Here is an 18,617-nt window from a genome sequence, read left to right as displayed (position 1 = left end):
GTGAAACGGCTGACAGCACGTCTATGCTTAGCCTATGAGGAAGTGCTTTTGCAACATATCGGCCCTTGAGCTATACCGCGCAAGTGGGCGTCTCGCGCCGGACATCCTGCATAAGCCACGAACCGCCAAGCTCAATGATTGCTCGGCGCCTCCGCGCCCCATGCTTGAGGACGACCTGAAACGATACGGTATCAAGACTCATCCTTGCCATGTATTGTGTGAAACCAAAACCGGACACGCCCCTCGCTTTGTTGCTCGGCATACGCACCGGCGTCCTCTTCCAGCACGATCGCTCATCGTTCTCAACAAAGATACGCTGGTAGTCACCCCGGAGCTGCTCTTCCTCGAGCTTGCGGCTTCCCGCGATATCGACGACATCGAGCTATTGCGAATTGGATTTGAGCTCTGCGGTACCTACGTTCTCGATGTATCGGAAGATTCCTGGGACGGCTACACCAGTACAGATGCCCCCATAACGAGCGTGAAAAAGATATCCACCTTTCTTGAACGATGCTCTGGTATGAACGGATCAAAGCGCGCTCGGCGGCTCGCCCGCCTTATCGCCGATGGTTCACACTCCCCCATGGAAACCGTTGCTGCCCTACTGGTAAGCCTTCCGCACTGCATGGGTGGATGGAACCTCGGTAGGGTGAAAATGAACCAGCGAATTATGACCGCCGATGGACCAAAGTGGGTGGACATTTTCTTTTACAAGGAGAGAGTGGGCCTAGAATACAAGGGGCGGCGCGCGCATTCGATAGAACGAACGGCGCGCGACGATCGCCGGCAGAATCGCCTCACCGGCACGGGCATCACGGTGCTCAATATTTGGTACGAGGATCTTGCGCAGGAGCATCTTTGCGAGAAGCTCATGCACAACATCGCGCACTCCCTTGGAAAACGCATAAGGTTACGCAGCGCTACCTACGAGGCTCGACGTCGAGTGCTCTACGCAACGCTCATGCCATCGATACAACGCTATGAGCAGTTGGGCGGTTAGGGGAAGGCCAACTCGGAGAACCTGGCCTAGGGCCCCATAATGGCGCAAAGGCGGTGCAGGCCTTGCTCTACAGCCGCTTTGCCATCCAAAGATGGGGCTGGCCCTCGTCTTCGTAGTCGACCTCGCTGATCTGCTCGTAACCCTCAGCTGCGTAGAGGTCGCGAATGTACTCCTGCGCATGAAGCTTGATGAGGCGGGCGTCGGCCTCGCGCGCGGCGCGCTCGCTCGCGCGCACCAGCTCTCGGGCAAGCCCGCGGCGGCGCATGGCGGGCATCACGGCGACGCGTCCCATGATGTAGGTCTCGCCTTGTTGCACGCCCGCATCAAGCGAGCATGCAGGCGACTGGGGCATGCCGGGATTCAACGTGCGCTCAAGCTCCTCGGGAAACACGCGTGCGCACCCGGCAAGCTCCCTCCCAGCATAAAGAACCACATGAATGCAGGAGGAGTCCTCATCAATGGGCTCGAACTCATTCTCGTAACCCTGCTCTTCCATGAAGACCGCACGACGAACCGCAAACGCGTCATCGTGCACCTGCGGCGAACACGCCCCGCAACTCATTTTGACGGTGGTTTCCACGGCACACCTTTCGCCTGTGATGGATGCCGCCATCATACGACAAGTGAGCAACGCGCGCAGGGCTCGAGGGCAGATCTCGACAGTTCAACGCTCGATGGAGGAACCTGATGGCAGGGCCTGATGGCATGCGGCTCGATTGCGCAGGGCCCGTTTACAGGAACCGTTTGCGGGGTCCGATAGCTAAACGCTCGTTTGCGGAGCCTGGTGGCGAGGACCAATAACCCAACGCCCGATGACGCAAGCCCAATGCCGTACCTATAGCTCAGGCAGTTCCTGCACGGGGAAGGTCACGGTAATGCATGTGCCCATGCCGAGCTCACTTGCCAAATCGATGCTCGCGCCGTGGTAGACCGCAGCATGCTTCACGATGGCAAGGCCCAGGCCCGTTCCGCCGCGCGCCTTCGAACGGCTCTTGTCCACGCGATAGAAGCGCTCGAAGACCTTGTCCTGCTCCTCGGGCGCGATGCCAATGCCCGTATCGATGACTTGGATGTAGGGATGTCCCCCCTCGTCGATTCCGCACGAAAGCGTGACCGAACCGCCCGGTAGGTTGTAGCGGATGGCGTTGCTCGCCAGGTTATACGCAAGCTCGTCGAGCAGGCGGGGCACACCCACCACCATCGCCGGCTTGGTTTCGAGCAGTATCGTCACATCGGCTTTCTTGGCAACCTGCTCCAGGCGCTGCGAGATAGATTCGAGCATACGAGGCACGTCGACCGGCTCGGTAGAGCCGAGCACGTCGGCCGAGTTCTCTGAATCCGTGCGCTCGGCCTCGTCGAGATTCGAGAGCGTGAGAATGTCGTTCACGAGTGACGTGAGGCGACCGGCCTCACGATGGATGCGGCTGCCAAAGTCACGCAAATCGGCCTCGTCGGCCACCATGCCGCCCGCGATGAGCTCGGCATATCCGGAAATCGTCGTGAGCGGCGTCTTGAGCTCATGCGTGATATTTGCCGTGAACTCACGGCGCATGCGATCGTTGTCGGCGAGCACGCGCATCTGGCGCTTGAGCTCTTGACGCTGGCTCTCGATACGATTGAGCATAGGTTCCATCTCGGAATACACATCCTCGCTGTTGCGCTTGGGATGATCCAGATCGACCTCGAGCAGCGGAGCGATGATCGAGCTCGCCGATCGGCGCGCCGCCACGAACGAAACGAGCAGCAACACGACAGCCAGCAGCACAATAGGAAGCGCCATCGAGGCGAGAATCGCCAAGATGCCGTCCTGCTCCTGCGCAAGGCGCACCACGGTGCCGTTATCGAGGCGAACTGCCTCGTAAAGCATGATCTCGCCCAGCGTGGAACTCGAGCGTTCCGACGACCCGCCCCCGGTCTCGATCGCATCGGCAACCTCGGGGCGGTTCGCGTGGTTTTCCATTTCCTCCGCAGGCTCTTCGCTGTCGTACAAGACCGAGCCGTCGGGGTTGATAAGCGTGACGCGCTTGCCGTCGAGAGACAGGCGCTCGAGCACCGTGATATCGTCGACCGTTTCGTTGAGGGAAGCGGCAACGATTCGTGTCTCGTCGCGCAGCTCGCTGCGTGTAACGCGGGCCACGTTGCCCTGGAGGTAACCGGCCCCTGCCAGGGTGAAAGTCGCGACCACCAAGAGCGCGATGCAAAAGATGGTTGCAAACACGCGCCTGAACAGTGATTTTTTACTCCCGATCGGGCTCATGGGCTAACTCCTCTGCGCCGGCCCCACACACCGAGCGCCTACGCCACGTGGTCGGTAAAGCGATACCCCACGCCGCGAACGGTCTCGATGCAGCTCGATCGGTCGCCGAGCTTCTGGCGGAGCGTCTGCACGTGCACATCGACCGTGCGCGAACCACCGTCAAAGTCCCAGCCCCAAACGCTCTGCAGCAGCGCCTCGCGGCTAAACACCACGCCTGGCTTACGCATAAGATACTCGAGCAGGTCGAACTCGCGCAGCGTGAGCTTGACGGGCTTGCCATCGACCGTAACCTCGCGATGGCTTGGGGAAAGCACGATGCCGGAACTCGAAAGAACGTCGCTCGTCTTCTTGGTCATGCCGCCGCGGCGTAGGAGCGCCCGGCAGCGGCTCGTGAGCTCCATGAGGCTAAAGGGCTTGGTGAGGTAATCGTCTGCGCCGCCATCGAGAGCAACGACCTTATCGAGCTCGGTGTCCTTGGCGGTGAGCATCATGATGGGCACCGTGGCGGTCTCTTGGTCTGCGCGCAGGCGGTGGAGAATCTCGAGGCCATCGGTGTCGGGCAGCATGATATCGAGAAGCACCGCATCGGGCACGCGGCGCGCCACGGCGGCCTTGAACTCGCTGTCGCAAGAGAAACCCTCGGCCTCTATGCCCTGCTGATGCAGTGCATAGAGCGTGAGACCCCGGATGTTGTCGTCGTCCTCGACGTAGTAAATCATAGCTGCCGTCACTCCAAACAAGATGCGCGCCCGTTTGCCAGAGCCCATCGCCAGCAGAGACGTCGCGTTCTCGCGGTATGTTCTCGCTCCATCATACACCGGCTTTACATTACGCCGGCTGAAGGTGGTCCTTATGGTTACCAGATGGTACGCGTTGCGGTTTATCCTGCTGAAAGGGCATTGTCAAGGGAATGTAAAGAGCCTTGCGGGGCGTCGCGCGCGGGCCGCCACCCTCGCGGGGGGGGCGCTGCGCGCGGGCCGCCTACCCCCACAGGAGCCGCCCTCAATCCCGCCACGCCGGTCGGTCTTCAGAGGCGTTGCGCGCGGCACGCCCGCCCCCGCTCATACCAAATGAGGGACAACCCCGTTTGCGTAGCCCCTCGTTGGACACAAAGACGGGCCTACGCAGGGAGCACGATCGTGAACACCGTATGCTCCGGCGTGGACTCACACGAGATGGCACCGCCGTGCGCGGTCACGATCTCCTTGGCGATGGCGAGGCCGAGGCCAGCGCCGCCACGATTGGTCGCACGCGCCGCATCAAGGCGATAGAACTTCTCGAAGATCACCTTGAGCTTCGGCTCCGGGATGGGGTCTCCCTGGTTCTCGAATCGGATGATGACCTCTCCGGCATCCTTGGCACGCGCGGGCTCTCCTGCGGCCACCTTTGTTGCAGCCGCGCGCTTCGCCGCCACGGCCCCGCTCGTCGTGCCCGCATGCTTCGCCGCTGCAATCCCGCTCGGTGCGTCCGTGTGCTCTGCGGCCGCGACCACCTTCTCCTCAATCCCGCTCGCCGCAGCCGGGCCTTCGGCAGCGTTCGCATCCACGCCATCTTCCATGCCCGCCCGCTCGGCCGTGATGCGAATCGCCGAGCCCTCGTAGCTATAGGCGATGGCATTTTTCATAACGTTGTTGAACACGCGCGCCATCTTATCGCCGTCGATGAGTGCCGTGAGCCCCAAGGGCACCTCAAGATCAACGGTCTTTCCCTGCTCGGTGAGGGTTGGGTAAAACTCGTCAACCACCTGGCCCAACATGAGGTTGAGGTCCACATACCCTCGCGTAAGCACGATGTCATGGAAATCGAACCGCGTGATATCGAAGAATTCCTCGATAAGCGCATCCAGGCGATGCGCCTTCTCGAGCGCGATGCCCGTGAAGTGCACGCGCTGTTCAGCAGGCAAATCGGGAGCCTCTTCAAGAAGCGAAAGGTACCCGACCACGCTCGCAAGCGGCGTTTTAAGATCGTGGGCCAGATAGGTTACGAGGTCGTCCTTGCGGCGGGCCTCATCGCGCCCCGCGCTCTCTACCGCGCGCTGCCGCTCGCGCACACGGTTGATAGCGCTCTCGCATTCAAGATAGTCACCGTCGAGGCCGCTCCAATCGTCGGGATGGTCGATGAGACGCCCCACGATATGCATCGCGATGGAGCGATCCGCTTCCTCCTGGCCGCGCGCCACGCCATGCTCGTACATTGCACGCCCGATAAAAAACGCCATGCACACCGCGAGCGCAAAGAGGAAGCCGCAAAACATAAACAGGTAATCGATGCTGAAGAAAATGGGCACTGACGTGCTGCCGATAACGAGGTTGCCCAGCAAGATAACCACAAGCCATGCCACACCGCCCAAGACGATGCACTGGCGCACGTTGACAAACCGGTCGAGCAACAGATATCCAACAAAGAACATGACAAGGAAGAGCATGAGCTCATCGAGCCCTACAATGGCGAATAACAGGGCGAAGAGGATAGCGGTTGCAACCACGCGGCTTCCCGCGGCCGCCTGCAAGCGCTCAAATAGAGCGTCGTTATCGGTGGCGGCGGAAACGGAAGGCTGCGCCACCGAAGCCGAAGCGGATGCCCATGCCGGAACATCCCCCGGAGTGGAGCCCCATGCCGAAACGGGGGGCACCGAAGCAGGCTCTTGTTCGGACGAGGAGCTCCGTTCCCCATCCGTACCCATATAAGCGGGGTCGCGCTCCTTATTGTGAAGGCTGGGTGCTGCCGCGGGTGGAACGGTCGCCTTGGGAGAATCGGAAGCAGCGGCCCCTGCGGAGCCCGGCGCTGCTGCACCGGAAACGGCCTCAGGCACATTCGGCAAGCCCGTGAGCGGGTTAATGGGGGGATGAGCAGGCCTTCTTTGGGCAATATCGTTTAGCTTCATTGCGCGCTCCTCGAATTACACCAGCGCGCACGCTTTACATCGAGCATTGCAGGCGCAGCGCTGAGACCTTGCATCGGGTTGTTTGTTCCAGTATAAAAAGCCCGCTTTCGCTGGATACTGAAGACTTAGTTAATTTGGCTCTCCAACTCGATGCGCCTGGGTGCCGCATGCGCCCGCAAGTGGGCGATGCAAATGAGGCCGGTTCGCTTGGACGCTACGACGCACGACACGATTGAGAACGGTGCGCTTGGAAACGCTGGCGAGCGGGGTCGTGCTGCGACGAAAGGCCACAATCGAACACGTGGCCCGGTTGCCTCCCGTCCTCTCTGGTGCTCGCTGAACTGCACTTACATGCCGATTTACGCAATAAGAGGCACGAAATTCGCTCTTACTGCGTAAAACGGCATGGAAGATGAATTGAGCGGGCGCGCCCTCGACGCGCTCCGACGCCGTGCGAGCCTGCCGACCGCCGCTGGGACACGCCCGACACCAAGCGGGCCCGCCGACAGCTGCCAGCGCTTCACTGACATCAAACGGGGCAGCCAGCCACCGCCGGCGCGCAATCAACGCAAAATGAGGGTGTCGACCGGCCGGCGCACAGTCAACGCAAAACGAGGCCGTCAGCCGCCGCAGCTGCCACCTCGAATGTCCTATTCAATCGTGTAGCCCACGCCCCAAATATTCTTAATGAAACGCGGGTTCTGCGCGTCGTCGCCGATCTTCTCGCGCAGATGGCGAATATGGACCATCACGGTATTGTTGGAGCTCGCCATGAACTCTTCGTTCCACACGGCGCGGAACAGGTCCTCAACCGGCACGACGCGGCCACGATTCTCCGCCAGATACAGCAGAATCGAATACTCGATCGGCGTGCATCGCACGGGCTTCTCGTCCACCGTAACAGACCGCGCATCCGGGTTGATCACCAGCCCGTTGATAGAGATGAGCTGCTGCTCCTCCGCCTGGTCGCGGCTTCCATAGCTCGTATATCGGCGAAGCTGCGCCTTCACGCGCGCCACGAGCTCAAGCGGGCGGAACGGCTTAACCACGTAATCGTCTGCGCCGAGCGACAGGCCCTCGATTTTGTCGGTCTGCGAATCGCGCGCGGTAAGCATGATAACCGGATAGGTATAGTCTGTACGAATGGTTCGCAGCAGCTCGAACCCATCGATATCGGGCAGCATGATATCGAGAATCGCGAGGTCGAATTCCTGTGTGAGAATGGCCTGGGCGGCGTCGGCGCCGTTATAGGCAAGCTGTACCTCGTAGCCTTCGTTTCGCAGATAGATGCCCACGAGGTCGGTAATAGTTTTCTCGTCGTCCACGACGAGGATACGCGTTTTCACCAAATGGCTCCTTTCCCCCCTTCCATTATGCCCGCGGGGAGGTCGGGTCCATGATAGCCCTCGAAGCTTAAGTTAAGCTTAACGGCTTTCCGACCATTCTCCCATACCGTTGTCGGAATGATGCGGGACGTAAGGCGGAACGGAGGTGCGTGAGGCGGTGCAGGACAGCCCGCGTGCCGCGCGTACGCGAAACTGCCCATAACAAGGAACGCGCGTGCCGTCCGTCTGCAAAGCGCCTGTGGGACTGCCCCAGCTCCGAGCGCGCGTACCGCCCGATACGGAGCCTTGCCTCAACGAGTCGTACCACGCGCGATGCGCTCGCCGCAGAACCGTATAATGGAGCGCAGCCACCAACTCGATGCGCCCGCCTCGCGCCACAAGGAGGAACCGTGCTCGAATCATTCCAGCTCCCCGCGCGCCATGCCCATAGCGCCCGCGCCCTCATGCCGCGGCTTCTCGCGGTCCTGAGTCTCGCATGCTGCGTGCTGCTTGGCACGCCCGCCCTCGCCGGAGCGGAAACGCGCATGACGGACATCGTCTGCGGGGTCACGGCGGAAGAGCGCGGGCTCGCCGGCGCCGATCTTCCCGATATCGAAGCAGCACAGGCAATCGTCATGGACCCGAACGGAACCGTTTATTTTGAACGCGATGCCGACACGCAGACCAAGATCGCCTCGATCACCAAGGTCATGACCGCCATCGTAGCGCTCGAAAACGCCGACCTTTCCACCACGATAACCGTCGATCACGCAGCGGCCACGGTGGGTGAGTCGACCGCCCACCTGCAAGAAGGCGACACGCTCACCCTTGAGACAGCGCTCAGGGCGCTCCTCATCCCTTCGGGCAACGACGCCGCCATGGCCATCGCCACGACCGTGGGGGCAATCATCGACCCCACGAGCACCGACCCGTACGCAACCTTCATCCAGGCGATGAACGACAAGGCTGCCGAGCTGGGCATGGACGCCACGTTCACCAATCCCCATGGGCTTGACTTCGGAGACTGGGTTGGCGATATGCACGCCTCCGCGCGCGACGTGGTAACGATGTTTAGCTACGCGATGAAAAACGACACGTTCCGCGAGATCGATGGCAGCGGCGACAACACCATCACGGTAACCGGCGCCGACGGCGCCGAGCGCGAGGTCACCTTCAAGGTGCGCAACGACATCCTTGGACAAGAGGGCAACGTGGGCGGGAAGACAGGCACCACCTACGATGCGGGAACCTGCTTTGTGGGAACGTTCCAGCGCGACGGGAAAGAGGTCTTCGTCGTTGTCTTGGGCTGCAGCGACAACGATTCCCGCTTCAGCAACACCCTAACGCTCGCTAACTGGTACTACGAGCACCTCAAGACCGTTCCGCTCTTTGAGAGCAGCAAGCTCACGCCCGACGGCGACCCGCTCATTGCGCGCGTGACCGATACGGATTGGACCGACAAGACCGTCGACGCCACCGTTGCCGACGCCAACGCTACCGTTAGCTACTTCGACCTCGAGGGCGATATTTCGCTCAAGGTCGATACCGTCGATTTTTCTGGCGACGTGCAGCGCGGCGACCATGCAGGGACCCTCGCGATTTGTCAGGGAGAAACGGAGCTCGCCTCCGTTGAGCTCGTTGCCGCAGAGGAGGTCCGGGCCCCCTCGCCGCTTGAATGGCTCCTTGTACAGTTCGACCGCTTCACGCGCTTCTTCACGGGAGATCCGGGCGTAGCAGAAACCGAGGTCATCGCCACGACGCCCAAGGCGTAGCGGAGATTGAGATTATCGCCCGGCCCCAGTGCCCGGCGCCCAAAGCGTAGCAGAAACCGGGGCCGTCGCCCCGCGCTCAAGGCGCAACATGCACGTGGATGCGGGCTACGAAAGCGCGGCTTCGCTGGCAAACAGCCCCTCGACCTTGCTTCCCGCCTCTTCTGGGCACACGAAGCTCGTTCCTAGCGCGGGGGAGCTACCGTACTTGCCATGATAGTCGCTGCCGCCCGTCACGAAGAGGCCAAGACGCTCGGCAAGCTCGAATGCCAGCCCCTCTTCAACGGGCCCGTGGTCCGGATGGAACGCCTCGATGCCCATGAGCCCTGCGCCAACGAGCTCCGGCACGATGGCCCACGACTTCGTCTGCCCCGGATGCGCAAGAACCGGCACGCCCCCTTGCTCGCGGATGGCGCGCACCGCCTCGACCGCCGTCGGATATTCGACGGTGCGATTCGCCGGGCTATCTCCCTTGAACCAGCATTGATAGCAGAACTGGTAATCGGGGTCGGTATGCGGGCGCCGCGTGAGGGCCTCCATGATGTGCTGCTTGTAGATGCCCGTGCTTGCCCTCGCGACATCGTACACCTCGTCGAACGAGAGCCTGTGACCGGAGAACTCAACGTCTTCGCGCTTGAGTACCCATGCCTGCCATAGGCTGGTCGCCGTACGCGCGAACAGCGTGGGCGCGACGAGCCGCTCAACCGGCCCTGAACCGTCTGCGGTCGCTTCCAGCCCAAAGCCCAGAACGTGCACCTTGCGCCCCGTCGCCGGATCGTGCGCCGACACCTCGACGCCCGCAAGCACCGGAAAACTTAGCTCGCGCGACCTCGCACGAATAAAGGAAAGCTGGGAGAGGCAATCGTGATCGGTAATGGCAATACGTGTGAGGCCCGCCGCGCGCGCCCCGGCAATGAGCTCGTCGACCGTACAAGAGCCGTCCGAGAAGACCGAGTGATTGTGCAGGTCCCACGACCCCAGCGCCGTGCGCCCCGCGACAGGGCATGGGGCAGAATAGCGCGGCGAGAGGTGGCGCGCCGCCTCTTGCGCCGCGCGCGCGGCGGTCTGGGCGGCAGTATTCGCCGCATCAACAGCCGCCTGAGCGGCAATGCTCTTGATGGCTCGATCAGTTTCCCTGCGAATGGCCTTGCTGGCCTCGGCATGCTCGCGCGCCTCTTCTCGTATGATGGCGCGCGCGTCCTTCTTCGCCTTCCCGTGCTTCTTTAGCTCGCGCTTCAATGCCTTGCGCCGGGCTTCCTCGCTTACGCGGGCATCGGCATCGAGCGACGCATCCGCCCGCTCCCTCATCTTCCTGCTGGCTTTCGCGCGCTTGCGAGCGCTCTTCTCTGCCTCTTTCGCCGCGGATTTTGCACCCTTTGTTTTCGCCATGGAAAGCCCCCGCTTCTCAGCATCGTTTCGTGCAGTTGTTATACCCGCTCTGGAAGCATCGATTTAGTAGAACAGTCGGCGTGCGTTCTCCCATGCGGCGCGCGCGACCAGGCCAGGGTCCTCGCCCGCACGCTCAGCACGGTCGTGGGCGAGCGCATTGACCGTGAATCCGATCATCGCGGGCTCGCACTCCACCCCTCGAATGGGTTCGGGGGCCATATAAGGACAATCGGTTTCGAACAAGATACGATCGAGCGGACAGGCGGCGAAGGCCTCGCGAATGCCCTCGTTGCGCTTGAACGTCGCAGCCCCGCCGAACGCTATATAGCAGCCGAGACCAAAAAAGCGCTCCGCAGTGGGCAGATCTTCAGTAAAGCAGTGGAGTACGCAGCCAGCCTGCGGCACGCCGTGCTCTTGCAGCACGCGGTAGGCATCTGCGTGCGCCTCGCGAGCTTCGTCGCCCGCATCGTTTCTCAGATGCAGTTCGACGGGAACCCCGTTCTCGCTGGCAAGCGCGAGCTGCGATTCCATGCAAGCAATCTGAACGTCATGCGGAGCCGCTTCGATGTTGTCATCCGCGTCGAAGTGGTAGTCGAGACCAATCTCGCCTATCCCCGCGCACAGCGGATCTAAAAGCGCCTCGCGGAGCTGGCGGAGCACCTGGGATTCCCGGCTCATGAAATCGAGCGCTCCATAAGGATGCACGCCCGCAAGGAATCGGACGTTATCGAAAAGGTCGAGGGACGCGCCCTCGCGTTCCGCCTGCTCGCGCGCCGCGGCGAGCTGTTCGGCAAGCCATGCGCGAAATGCAGGAAAGGAGTCGAAGTCGTCTGCGATGGGGTCCCAGAGCGTAACGAGCGAACGCACTCCCGCGCGAGCGGCGCGTGCAAGCGCCTCGGCGGGCGTTTTGTTCCAGAAACAGGTGAGGTGCGCATGGGTATCGGCAAGCGGGGCCGCGGGTGCGGGAAGCTCAAAGGAACGTTGCTTTTTCTTGACCGTTTTGGCGAACGAAAGCGGCGCGGAAGTCATCGGTTTCCCCTGCCCCGCGCTCCCGGCTCGGGCAGCCCGCTCAGGCGAGCAAGCTCCTGGGTAAGCGCAACGAATCGCTCGGTTGAGAGCGTCTCGGCACGAGCGGTCGGCGCGATACCCGTGGCCTCGAATGCGGCGTCGAGCGCATCTTTGTCAAACCCGTTCGCCCCCATGGAATTCCTGATGGTCTTGCGTCGCTGCGCGAACGCCGCATCGACCACTCGGCACACCTTGGAAACGAAGTCCGCTGCACCTGAGCCATGTTGTGCCTGCACGGAGCCAACGCCGGCGCTCGCAACAAGGCCCTCCGCTTCGCACCCAAGGCGATCGAGCCGCACCACGGCGGAATCGACGTGCGGAGCTGGCATGAAGCAGCGCGGGGGCACCTCAAACCGGCCAGTTACCTGTGCGAAGAGCGAAAGCTTGACGGTGTAGGCCCCGTAGTCTTTGCTGCCGGGCTGTGCGGAGATGCGGTCGGCGACCTCCTTTTGCACCATCACGACGGCGCGCTCGAGGTTGGGCATCTTCTCAAAGAAGTCCAAGATGATGGTCGCTGCCACGTTGTAGGGTAGATTCGCCACGAAATGCGTCGGAGGGGCGCCCGCTCCCTCCACGATGCGCTCTGGCGACACGCGAAGAGCGTCGCCCATGAGGTAGCGGAAGTTGGGATAGTCCGCCGCGTGCGCATCGAGCACCGGCTCGAGCGCGCTGTCCATCTCGATGGATACGACACGCGCCGCTTCTTGCACGAGCGCCAGCGTAAGCGTTCCGATGCCCGGCCCCACCTCGAGCACGCGCTCCGTGCCGGTAAGCTCCGCCAACTCGCAGATACGCTCGATCACATGGTTGTCGATGAGGAAATTCTGCCCGAAGCGATGCTTGGTGGCAAGGCCGAACTCATCAAGCAGCTCGCGCGTAGCAACACGATTGGCAAGCGGAGATATGGTCATGGGAGCTCCTTTCATCGCGGCGCGTCGCGCAAACGCATCAGCCTCAGCCGATTCTGGCTAAAAATGTCGATTTATGGCGCTGGGAATGGCAGCGTAGCCCACACTATGCAGTCCGATCGCCCCTTGAACCAGCCAAAAGCCGCAAAAGCATCAATAAAGCTCAGGAGATTGGCTCCAAACCGCGGCATCCATCGCTATCCCCGCGACACCGAGCGCCATAAATCGACATTTTTAGCCAAGATCGGCTTTTCCAATCTAAAAACACCGATACCATGTAAGCGCCCTCCTGCAACTCGGCGCAGAAGGGCGCAGCAAACCAGAACCAAAAAACGCAATGCTGCCGACCGGAGCAAAGCGGCAGGCGTTCCGCCGCGGCTAGTCGACCAAGCGCGGGAAGAGAGGCTCGCCCTTCTCGACGGGCTGGCCACCCGCCAGGCCGCCCCACTCGCAGGCATCGCGCAGGTCGCGCGACGGCTCCGGATCGAGCGCCAGGCGGCGGCGAACCTCGGCCGAGATCTTCGGCATAAACGGATCGTAGAGCTCGCTTGCGATGCGGATGACCTCGAGCAGATTCCAGATCACGCTCGCCAGCTCACCGGCCTTCTCGGGGTCTTTGGCAAGCGCCCACGGCGCCGTGTCCTCGATGTAGTGGTTAGCGGCCGAGACAATCGCAAGCACCTCGGATGCGGCGGTGCCGTAGTCCATAGCCTCCATCGCCTGCGCATAACGGTCGAACACGCCCTCGCAGGCATCGCGCACGGGCGATGCGCCGCCCAGGTCCACCGGGCGCGCCGGCGAGCACCCGTCGAAGTACTTCATGCTCATGTTGAGCGTACGGCTTACGAGGTTTCCCCAGCTATTGGCCAAATCGGCGTTGTAAACCTGACGCATGCGGCCCCAGCTGATCGGTGCATCCGTGCCGTGCGCGACGTCGCTCATGAAGTAATAGCGGTACGCCTCCACGCCCAGAAGATCGATGACCTCCTCCGGCGCGATAGCGTTGCCGCGGCTCTTCGACATCTTCTCGGCCTTGCCCGTCTCCTCGTTGCGCACGGTCAAGAAGCCGTGAACGAACACGCGCTCGGGCAACGGCAGGCCCGCCGCCATGAGAAGCGCCGGCCAAATGACGCAATGGAAGCGGATGATGTCCTTGCCAACCACATGGACCTGCGCGGGCCAGCGGAACGCGAGGCTGTCGGCAGCCTCATCGCCCTCGGCACCATACCCAACGGCAGAAAGGTAGTTGATGAGCGCGTCGACCCACACATAGGCAACGTGCTTGTCGTCAAAGGGGAACGGCACGCCCCAATCGAACGTGGAGCGGCTGATGGAAAGGTCCTTGAGGCCGCCCTTTACGAACGAGATGACCTCGTTCTTGCGCGTTTCCGGCTGAATGAAATCGGGATGGGCCTCGTAGAAGTCGAGGAGAGGCTGCTGGAACTCGGAAAGCTTGAAGAACCAGCTCTCCTCCTCGATGCGCTCGAGCGGGCGATCGCAATCCGGGCAGAGCGGGTGCGCCGGATCGGCCGGGGACTCCCCAGCCGCTACGCGGTCTTCCTCATGGTGGCGCACCTGCGTCTCGGTGAAGTAGGTTTCCTCCGGACGGCAGTACCAGCCATCATACGAGCCCTTGTAGATATAACCCCGGTCCAGCAATGCCTGCAGGAACTTCTGCACGCTCGCAATATGGCGAGGCTGCGTGGTGCGAATGAAGTCGTCGTTAGAAATCTCGAGCGTCTCCCACAGATCGCGGAAGGCGGGCTCCATGGAGTCGCACCATGCCTGCGGAGAATCGAACCCGTTCTTCTCGGCCGCCTCGGCGACCTTCTCGCCATGTTCATCCATGCCGGTAAGGAATTTGACGTCCTTACCGCATGCGCGCTGGAAACGAGCCTGCACGTCAGCAAGGACGGTGCAGTACGCCGTACCCAGGTGCGGCTTGGCGTTGACGTAGTAAATGGGTGTCGTGATGTAATACGAAGGCTTCGAATGCTCCATAACGGTGCGGTCCTCTCCCTCATGACGGGCTGACGTGCAGGGGATAATGATACCGCAGGCGAACGTTGGGCGCAGAATGATAAAACGAACCCGGTTTGTTTTATCATTCTGCCTCGATCTGAGAGAGTGATAAAACGAACCGGGTTCGTTTTATCACATCGCGCCTTCTGATGCGAGGATGAGGGCGTAGACCTCCCGCTTGCGGCGAGAGTACTTCTGGGCGAGGCGCTTGGCCAGGGCATTGGCCGGCTCCCCCGAAGCGAGCCCCTCGGCGATATCGGCGCGCAAAGCCTCCTCGGGATCTGGCGCAGCACCATCCATGGAAAGCGCGCTCATGCCCGCCGCTGTGCGGGCGGCCATCTCGGCCTGCTCCTCCGCACTCGGCGGAGCCACCACGACCACGCACTCCCCGCGCATCGGCTCGCCCGCCTCGATACGAGCCGCAACCTGAGAAGCGAGCTCTGGCGCGGGAGCACGAAGCACTTCCTCATGCAGCTTTGTCAGCTCGCGGCAAAGCGCCGCAACGCGCGTCGGGAACACGCTGGCCACGGATTCAAGCGTTGCCGCGACGCGATGGGGAGACTCATAGAACAAAAGCGCTCCCGGCACCGTCATGAGCTGCTGCAGGCGTCGCACGCGCTCCCCCGCCTTACGCGGCAGGAAGCCCTCGAAAAAGAAGTGGTCGCAAGGTATGCCCGAGGCGACGAGCGCTGTCACGCAGGCCACCGGACCGGGAACGACCTCCACCGGCACGCCCGCCTCTCGCGCCGCGTCCACGAGCACCTGTCCGGGGTCCGACACCCCTGGCATGCCCGCATCGGATGCAAAGGCGAGCGTCTCGCCCGCCAGCATGCGATCAACCAAAGACAGAGCGCGCCCAGCAATCACGTTCTCGTCACAGCGAATGAGCGGCCGCGATACGCCCGCCGCCGAGAGCAGCTTCCCCGTCACGCGCGTGTCTTCGCAGCACACGGCGTCGGCCGCGCGGAACGCCTCGACCGCGCGGGGCGAGAGGTCGCCCAAATTGCCGATCGGCGTTCCCACAATGAAGAGTTTTCCCTGGTTAGCCATAGCGTCTATGAGGTTTCGTTAGTCGAGCATCGCGCGCTCGAGCGTACCGAGCGCAGCGCGGGCGTCCCATGCCGCTATGCGCTTCTCGGTCTTCCAAGTCTGGAAGAACCAGCCATAGGCATCCGCAAACGACGCCATCTGGTTCGAGATGAACACGCGCTCATATGCCGCGCGGCCCTCGGGCGTGACCGACACGTTCGAGAACACGGCAGCTCCGGACCACTCGCCGACGATGACCGGGAAACCCGCCGCACGCGCCTCTTTGATCAGTCGCCTGTTGCGCGCGATCGCAGACGAGAGGCCCTTGGGCGTTGTGATGTCGATCGCCATCTCGTCGCGGTAATGGTACAGGTGAACGTCCATGCACACGTTCTTATACTGGTCGCCCCGCATGAAATGCTTCCATGCAGACGGATAGCCAGAGGCCGAGAAAACTACCATTTTCTCTTCGGGCATGTGCATGCGCACGATGCCATAGGCGTCGCGGTAAAAGTTTCGCAAGTAGTGGCTCGGTATGCCATCGGTCGTGGTGAAGAGGTTCTTGCGCACGCTCATGATGGGCGAGTCGAGCAGCTCGATGCCCATGATCTCCGCGCGCATACCATATCGCGTAGCAAGGCGGTCGAGCACACCGAGAGCGATGTGCCGCCCGTTGGCCGAGGAATGCCAATCGACTGTGGATTCCGGCGTGCTCCGAGAATTATTCGAATCTCCTTGACCACCCGGAACCGTTGCCAAGTCGAGCAGCACCTGCATGCCGAACTTTTTCGCCCATTCGAAGGCGCGGTCGATGTAATCGACGAGCGGGATATAGACCTCGCCATCGCCCTGAGAGCCAAAGGCGTACCACGGCACCGGCAGGCGCACTGCATTGAGGCCAATAGCCGACATGCGGCGGAAATCATCCTCGGTGATGAACGTCTCATAATGCTGGCGCATGCGCTCGTTGTAGGCAACCGAGCCGAGCGCGACCTGCAGCTCAACTTCGTTCGAAGCGCCCGTGGCGGCGAACAGCGAGGGGGTGACCCACGGCTCGGGTATGAACCATCCCGAAAGGTTGACTCCACGGATTCGCTCCATCGCTTCCCTCTCCTCATCAACGGCGCGCCCGACCTATTCAATCAAAAAACCATCTTGCTGGTCGCGTTTTACTCGCCCAACGCACCTAGGTGAACTATGAGTATAGCGCCATGGAACGAACTTTGTTCGATATCGCATATTTTGACTTGACGCTTACCGTCGATTTGGTATAGTTATCGAGCTGTCCTGCTTACAGCACCCGGTCAGATAGCTCAGTTGGTAGAGCAGAGGACTGAAAATCCTCGTGTCGGGGGTTCGAATCCCTCTCTGACCACCTTCGAAGTTTGCGGCCCCGGAAACGGGGCCGTTCTTGTTTTTTTCGCCCAATCCGCGACCCGGCATGCCGCGGGGAGGCTTTCCAGGCTTATAGGACAAAAAGTGTGTCCGATATTGCACCGTATCCGCAGGTAGATACGTCTAAATCAGGCCCGGAAATTGGTTCCTGCCAACTGCCCGCCTGGACAAAATGTGTGTCCGGTTTGCCGCGCAACCCCAGCTAGACCATGCTGAAACGACCTGAGAAGTTGGTCGATGAGGCGGGTTCCCGATGAAGGCTCACGCATGCCCCCTGTGCGGGGCGAGGATGAAGAGGAACGGCAGGACGAGCGCGGGCAGGACGCGGTGGAGGTGCACTTCCTGCGGCGCGAGCACGGTGCGCAGGATAGACAGCTCGGCCAAGCTGCTCGAGTCCTTCCTCGGCTGGCTGCTCACCAGGGAGCGGCAGGCCGACATGCCGGGCGGCGGGCGGACCTTCAGGCGGAAGACGGCCCGCTTCTGGGAGATATGGCCCATGCCGCCGAAGGTCGAGGCCCCGAGGAGGGTCGTCTACGTCGACGGCATACACCTCGGCCGCAAGGCGGTCGTGCTGATAGCGTCCGACGGCGAGCGCGTGCTCGGCTGGCACCTGTGCCGCTCCGAGAACTCCCGCGCGTGGGCTGCGCTGATGTCGCGCATCGCCGAGCCCGAGGTCGCCGTCTCCGACGGCGGGGACGGCCTCGCGAAGGCGCTCAAGAAGGCATGGCCCGGCGCGCGCCACCAGCGCTGCGTCTTCCACGCCTTCTCGCAGGTGAGGCGCTACACCACGACGAGGCCCAGGACGCAGGCCGGCGCCGAGCTCTACGGCCTCGCGAAGGCGCTCCTCGCGGTCACGACGCTCAAGGAGGCCGACGGGTGGGTCGGGGCCCTCCTCGCGTGGTCCGAGCGCTGGGACGCGTTCCTGTCGGAGGCCTCCGTCGGCGAGGACGGCCGCCCCAGGCTCGTCCACGAGCGCCTCGTGAAGGCGCGCCGCTCCCTCGTGCGCCTCGTCAACGCGGGGACGCTCTTCACCTACCTGGACCCCGGGCTCGCGGCGGACGGGCCGCTCCCCGCGACCAGCAACAGCATAGAGGGAGGCGTCAACGCCCAGCTCAGGGCCATGCTCAGGGACCACAGGGGGCTCTCCATCGAGCGCAGGGCCAAGGCGATATTCTGGTGGTGCTACATGCACTCGCCCGACCCGCTGCCCGCCGCAGAGATCCTGCGCGTCATGCCCACCGACAGCTCCATCGCCGAGATCTACGGCCGCATGGACGAGAGGGAGAGGCTGGAGGGCACCATCCCCAGGTGGGGCGACGCGATCGTGTGGTCGGAGCTGCATTCCTCGGAGCCCTACCGGATGGACTGGGACTAGCCGGACACACTTTTTGTCCTATAACCCGCTTTCCACTCAACGGCTTCCCGCATCGTCTTTCCGGGTACCGTCATTAACCAGCAAAAATCGTTGTTGTCGCCGGGCGCCGCTATCAACCCGTAGAGAACCGCTCGATTGCATACCAAGCCCCTCGGCACGACCGAATGCGCCACGGCGGAACGCTATCGAACCGAGC

General features: G+C 62.2%; 13 protein-coding genes, 1 tRNA gene and 2 pseudogenes. 4 read left to right on the top strand and 12 right to left on the bottom strand.

From position 1 onward, the window contains the following. Positions 1 to 160: 160 nt before the first annotated feature. The gene (locus GJE22_RS01210) at positions 161 to 1,000 is read left to right on the top strand and encodes a hypothetical protein (protein ID WP_144687297.1); all 840 of its coding nucleotides are present in this window, start codon (positions 161 to 163) and stop codon (positions 998 to 1,000) included. 67 nt (positions 1,001 to 1,067) lie between these two features. On the opposite strand, the gene GJE22_RS01205 is transcribed toward GJE22_RS01210, so the two are convergent. The 6 genes and pseudogenes from GJE22_RS01205 to GJE22_RS01185 form a co-directional block, all read right to left on the bottom strand. Further along, a complete protein-coding gene (locus tag GJE22_RS01205; protein ID WP_235895729.1) occupies positions 1,068 to 1,580 on the bottom strand; it encodes a GNAT family N-acetyltransferase in 513 nt (170 codons plus the stop codon). Between the two features lie 255 nt (positions 1,581 to 1,835). Further along, entirely contained in the window at positions 1,836 to 3,257 is a 1,422-nt protein-coding gene (locus GJE22_RS01200; protein ID WP_144687298.1) for a sensor histidine kinase, read from the bottom strand. 38 nt (positions 3,258 to 3,295) lie between these two features. Further along, entirely contained in the window at positions 3,296 to 3,976 is a 681-nt protein-coding gene (locus GJE22_RS01195) for a response regulator transcription factor (RefSeq protein ID WP_087186832.1), read from the bottom strand. Between the two features lie 401 nt (positions 3,977 to 4,377). After that, positions 4,378 to 4,602, bottom strand: a pseudogene (locus GJE22_RS10250) (ATP-binding protein); the annotation flags it as partial. A gap of 468 nt (positions 4,603 to 5,070) precedes the next feature. Next, positions 5,071 to 5,397 (bottom strand): annotated as a pseudogene (locus tag GJE22_RS10245) (histidine kinase dimerization/phospho-acceptor domain-containing protein); the annotation flags it as partial. Between the two features lie 1,394 nt (positions 5,398 to 6,791). Then, positions 6,792 to 7,487 (bottom strand): response regulator transcription factor, encoded by a 696-nt coding sequence (locus tag GJE22_RS01185; protein ID WP_087186830.1) that lies wholly within the window; start codon positions 7,485 to 7,487, stop codon positions 6,792 to 6,794. Positions 7,488 to 7,876: 389 nt separating this feature from the next. Between GJE22_RS01185 and GJE22_RS01180 the strand changes: the two genes are divergently transcribed. Next, positions 7,877 to 9,238 (top strand): D-alanyl-D-alanine carboxypeptidase family protein, encoded by a 1,362-nt coding sequence (locus GJE22_RS01180; RefSeq protein WP_235895730.1) that lies wholly within the window; start codon positions 7,877 to 7,879, stop codon positions 9,236 to 9,238. 105 nt (positions 9,239 to 9,343) lie between these two features. Here GJE22_RS01180 and GJE22_RS01175 read toward each other — a convergent pair whose 3' ends face one another. From GJE22_RS01175 to GJE22_RS01150, 6 genes are all read right to left on the bottom strand, one after another. Beyond that, positions 9,344 to 10,624, bottom strand: a complete 1,281-nt coding sequence (locus GJE22_RS01175) for a PHP domain-containing protein (protein WP_235895731.1) — start codon at positions 10,622 to 10,624, stop codon at positions 9,344 to 9,346. Positions 10,625 to 10,687: 63 nt separating this feature from the next. Continuing rightward, the gene (locus GJE22_RS01170) at positions 10,688 to 11,653 is read right to left on the bottom strand and encodes a TatD family hydrolase (RefSeq protein ID WP_144687299.1); all 966 of its coding nucleotides are present in this window, start codon (positions 11,651 to 11,653) and stop codon (positions 10,688 to 10,690) included. Beyond that, on the bottom strand, positions 11,650 to 12,603 hold the full coding sequence (gene rsmA, locus GJE22_RS01165) for a 16S rRNA (adenine(1518)-N(6)/adenine(1519)-N(6))-dimethyltransferase RsmA (RefSeq protein WP_144687300.1): 954 nt from the start codon (positions 12,601 to 12,603) through the stop codon (positions 11,650 to 11,652). Before rsmA ends, GJE22_RS01170 begins: the two co-directional genes overlap by 4 nt. A 375-nt stretch (positions 12,604 to 12,978) precedes the next feature. Further along, the gene (gene metG, locus GJE22_RS01160; protein ID WP_144687301.1) at positions 12,979 to 14,601 is read right to left on the bottom strand and encodes a methionine--tRNA ligase; all 1,623 of its coding nucleotides are present in this window, start codon (positions 14,599 to 14,601) and stop codon (positions 12,979 to 12,981) included. Positions 14,602 to 14,754: 153 nt separating this feature from the next. Next, entirely contained in the window at positions 14,755 to 15,672 is a 918-nt protein-coding gene (rsmI, locus tag GJE22_RS01155; protein WP_144687302.1) for a 16S rRNA (cytidine(1402)-2'-O)-methyltransferase, read from the bottom strand. A gap of 18 nt (positions 15,673 to 15,690) precedes the next feature. Further along, positions 15,691 to 16,752 (bottom strand): glycoside hydrolase family 5 protein, encoded by a 1,062-nt coding sequence (locus tag GJE22_RS01150; RefSeq protein ID WP_144687303.1) that lies wholly within the window; start codon positions 16,750 to 16,752, stop codon positions 15,691 to 15,693. A 201-nt stretch (positions 16,753 to 16,953) separates the two neighbouring features. On the opposite strand from GJE22_RS01150, the gene GJE22_RS01145 reads away from it, so the two are divergent. Both GJE22_RS01145 and GJE22_RS01140 read left to right on the top strand, forming a co-directional pair. Next, positions 16,954 to 17,026 (top strand) — tRNA-Phe (locus GJE22_RS01145). Positions 17,027 to 17,299: 273 nt separating this feature from the next. Next, positions 17,300 to 18,421: an IS1249 family transposase gene (locus GJE22_RS01140; protein ID WP_144687304.1), complete on the top strand. Its 1,122-nt coding sequence runs from the start codon at positions 17,300 to 17,302 to the stop codon at positions 18,419 to 18,421. The last annotated feature ends 196 nt before the right edge of the window (positions 18,422 to 18,617 follow it).

Source organism: Enorma shizhengliae (genome assembly GCF_009676995.1).
GTDB classification, from domain to species: domain Bacteria; phylum Actinomycetota; class Coriobacteriia; order Coriobacteriales; family Coriobacteriaceae; genus Enorma; species Enorma massiliensis.
This window is presented reverse-complemented; position numbering and strand designations above follow the sequence as displayed.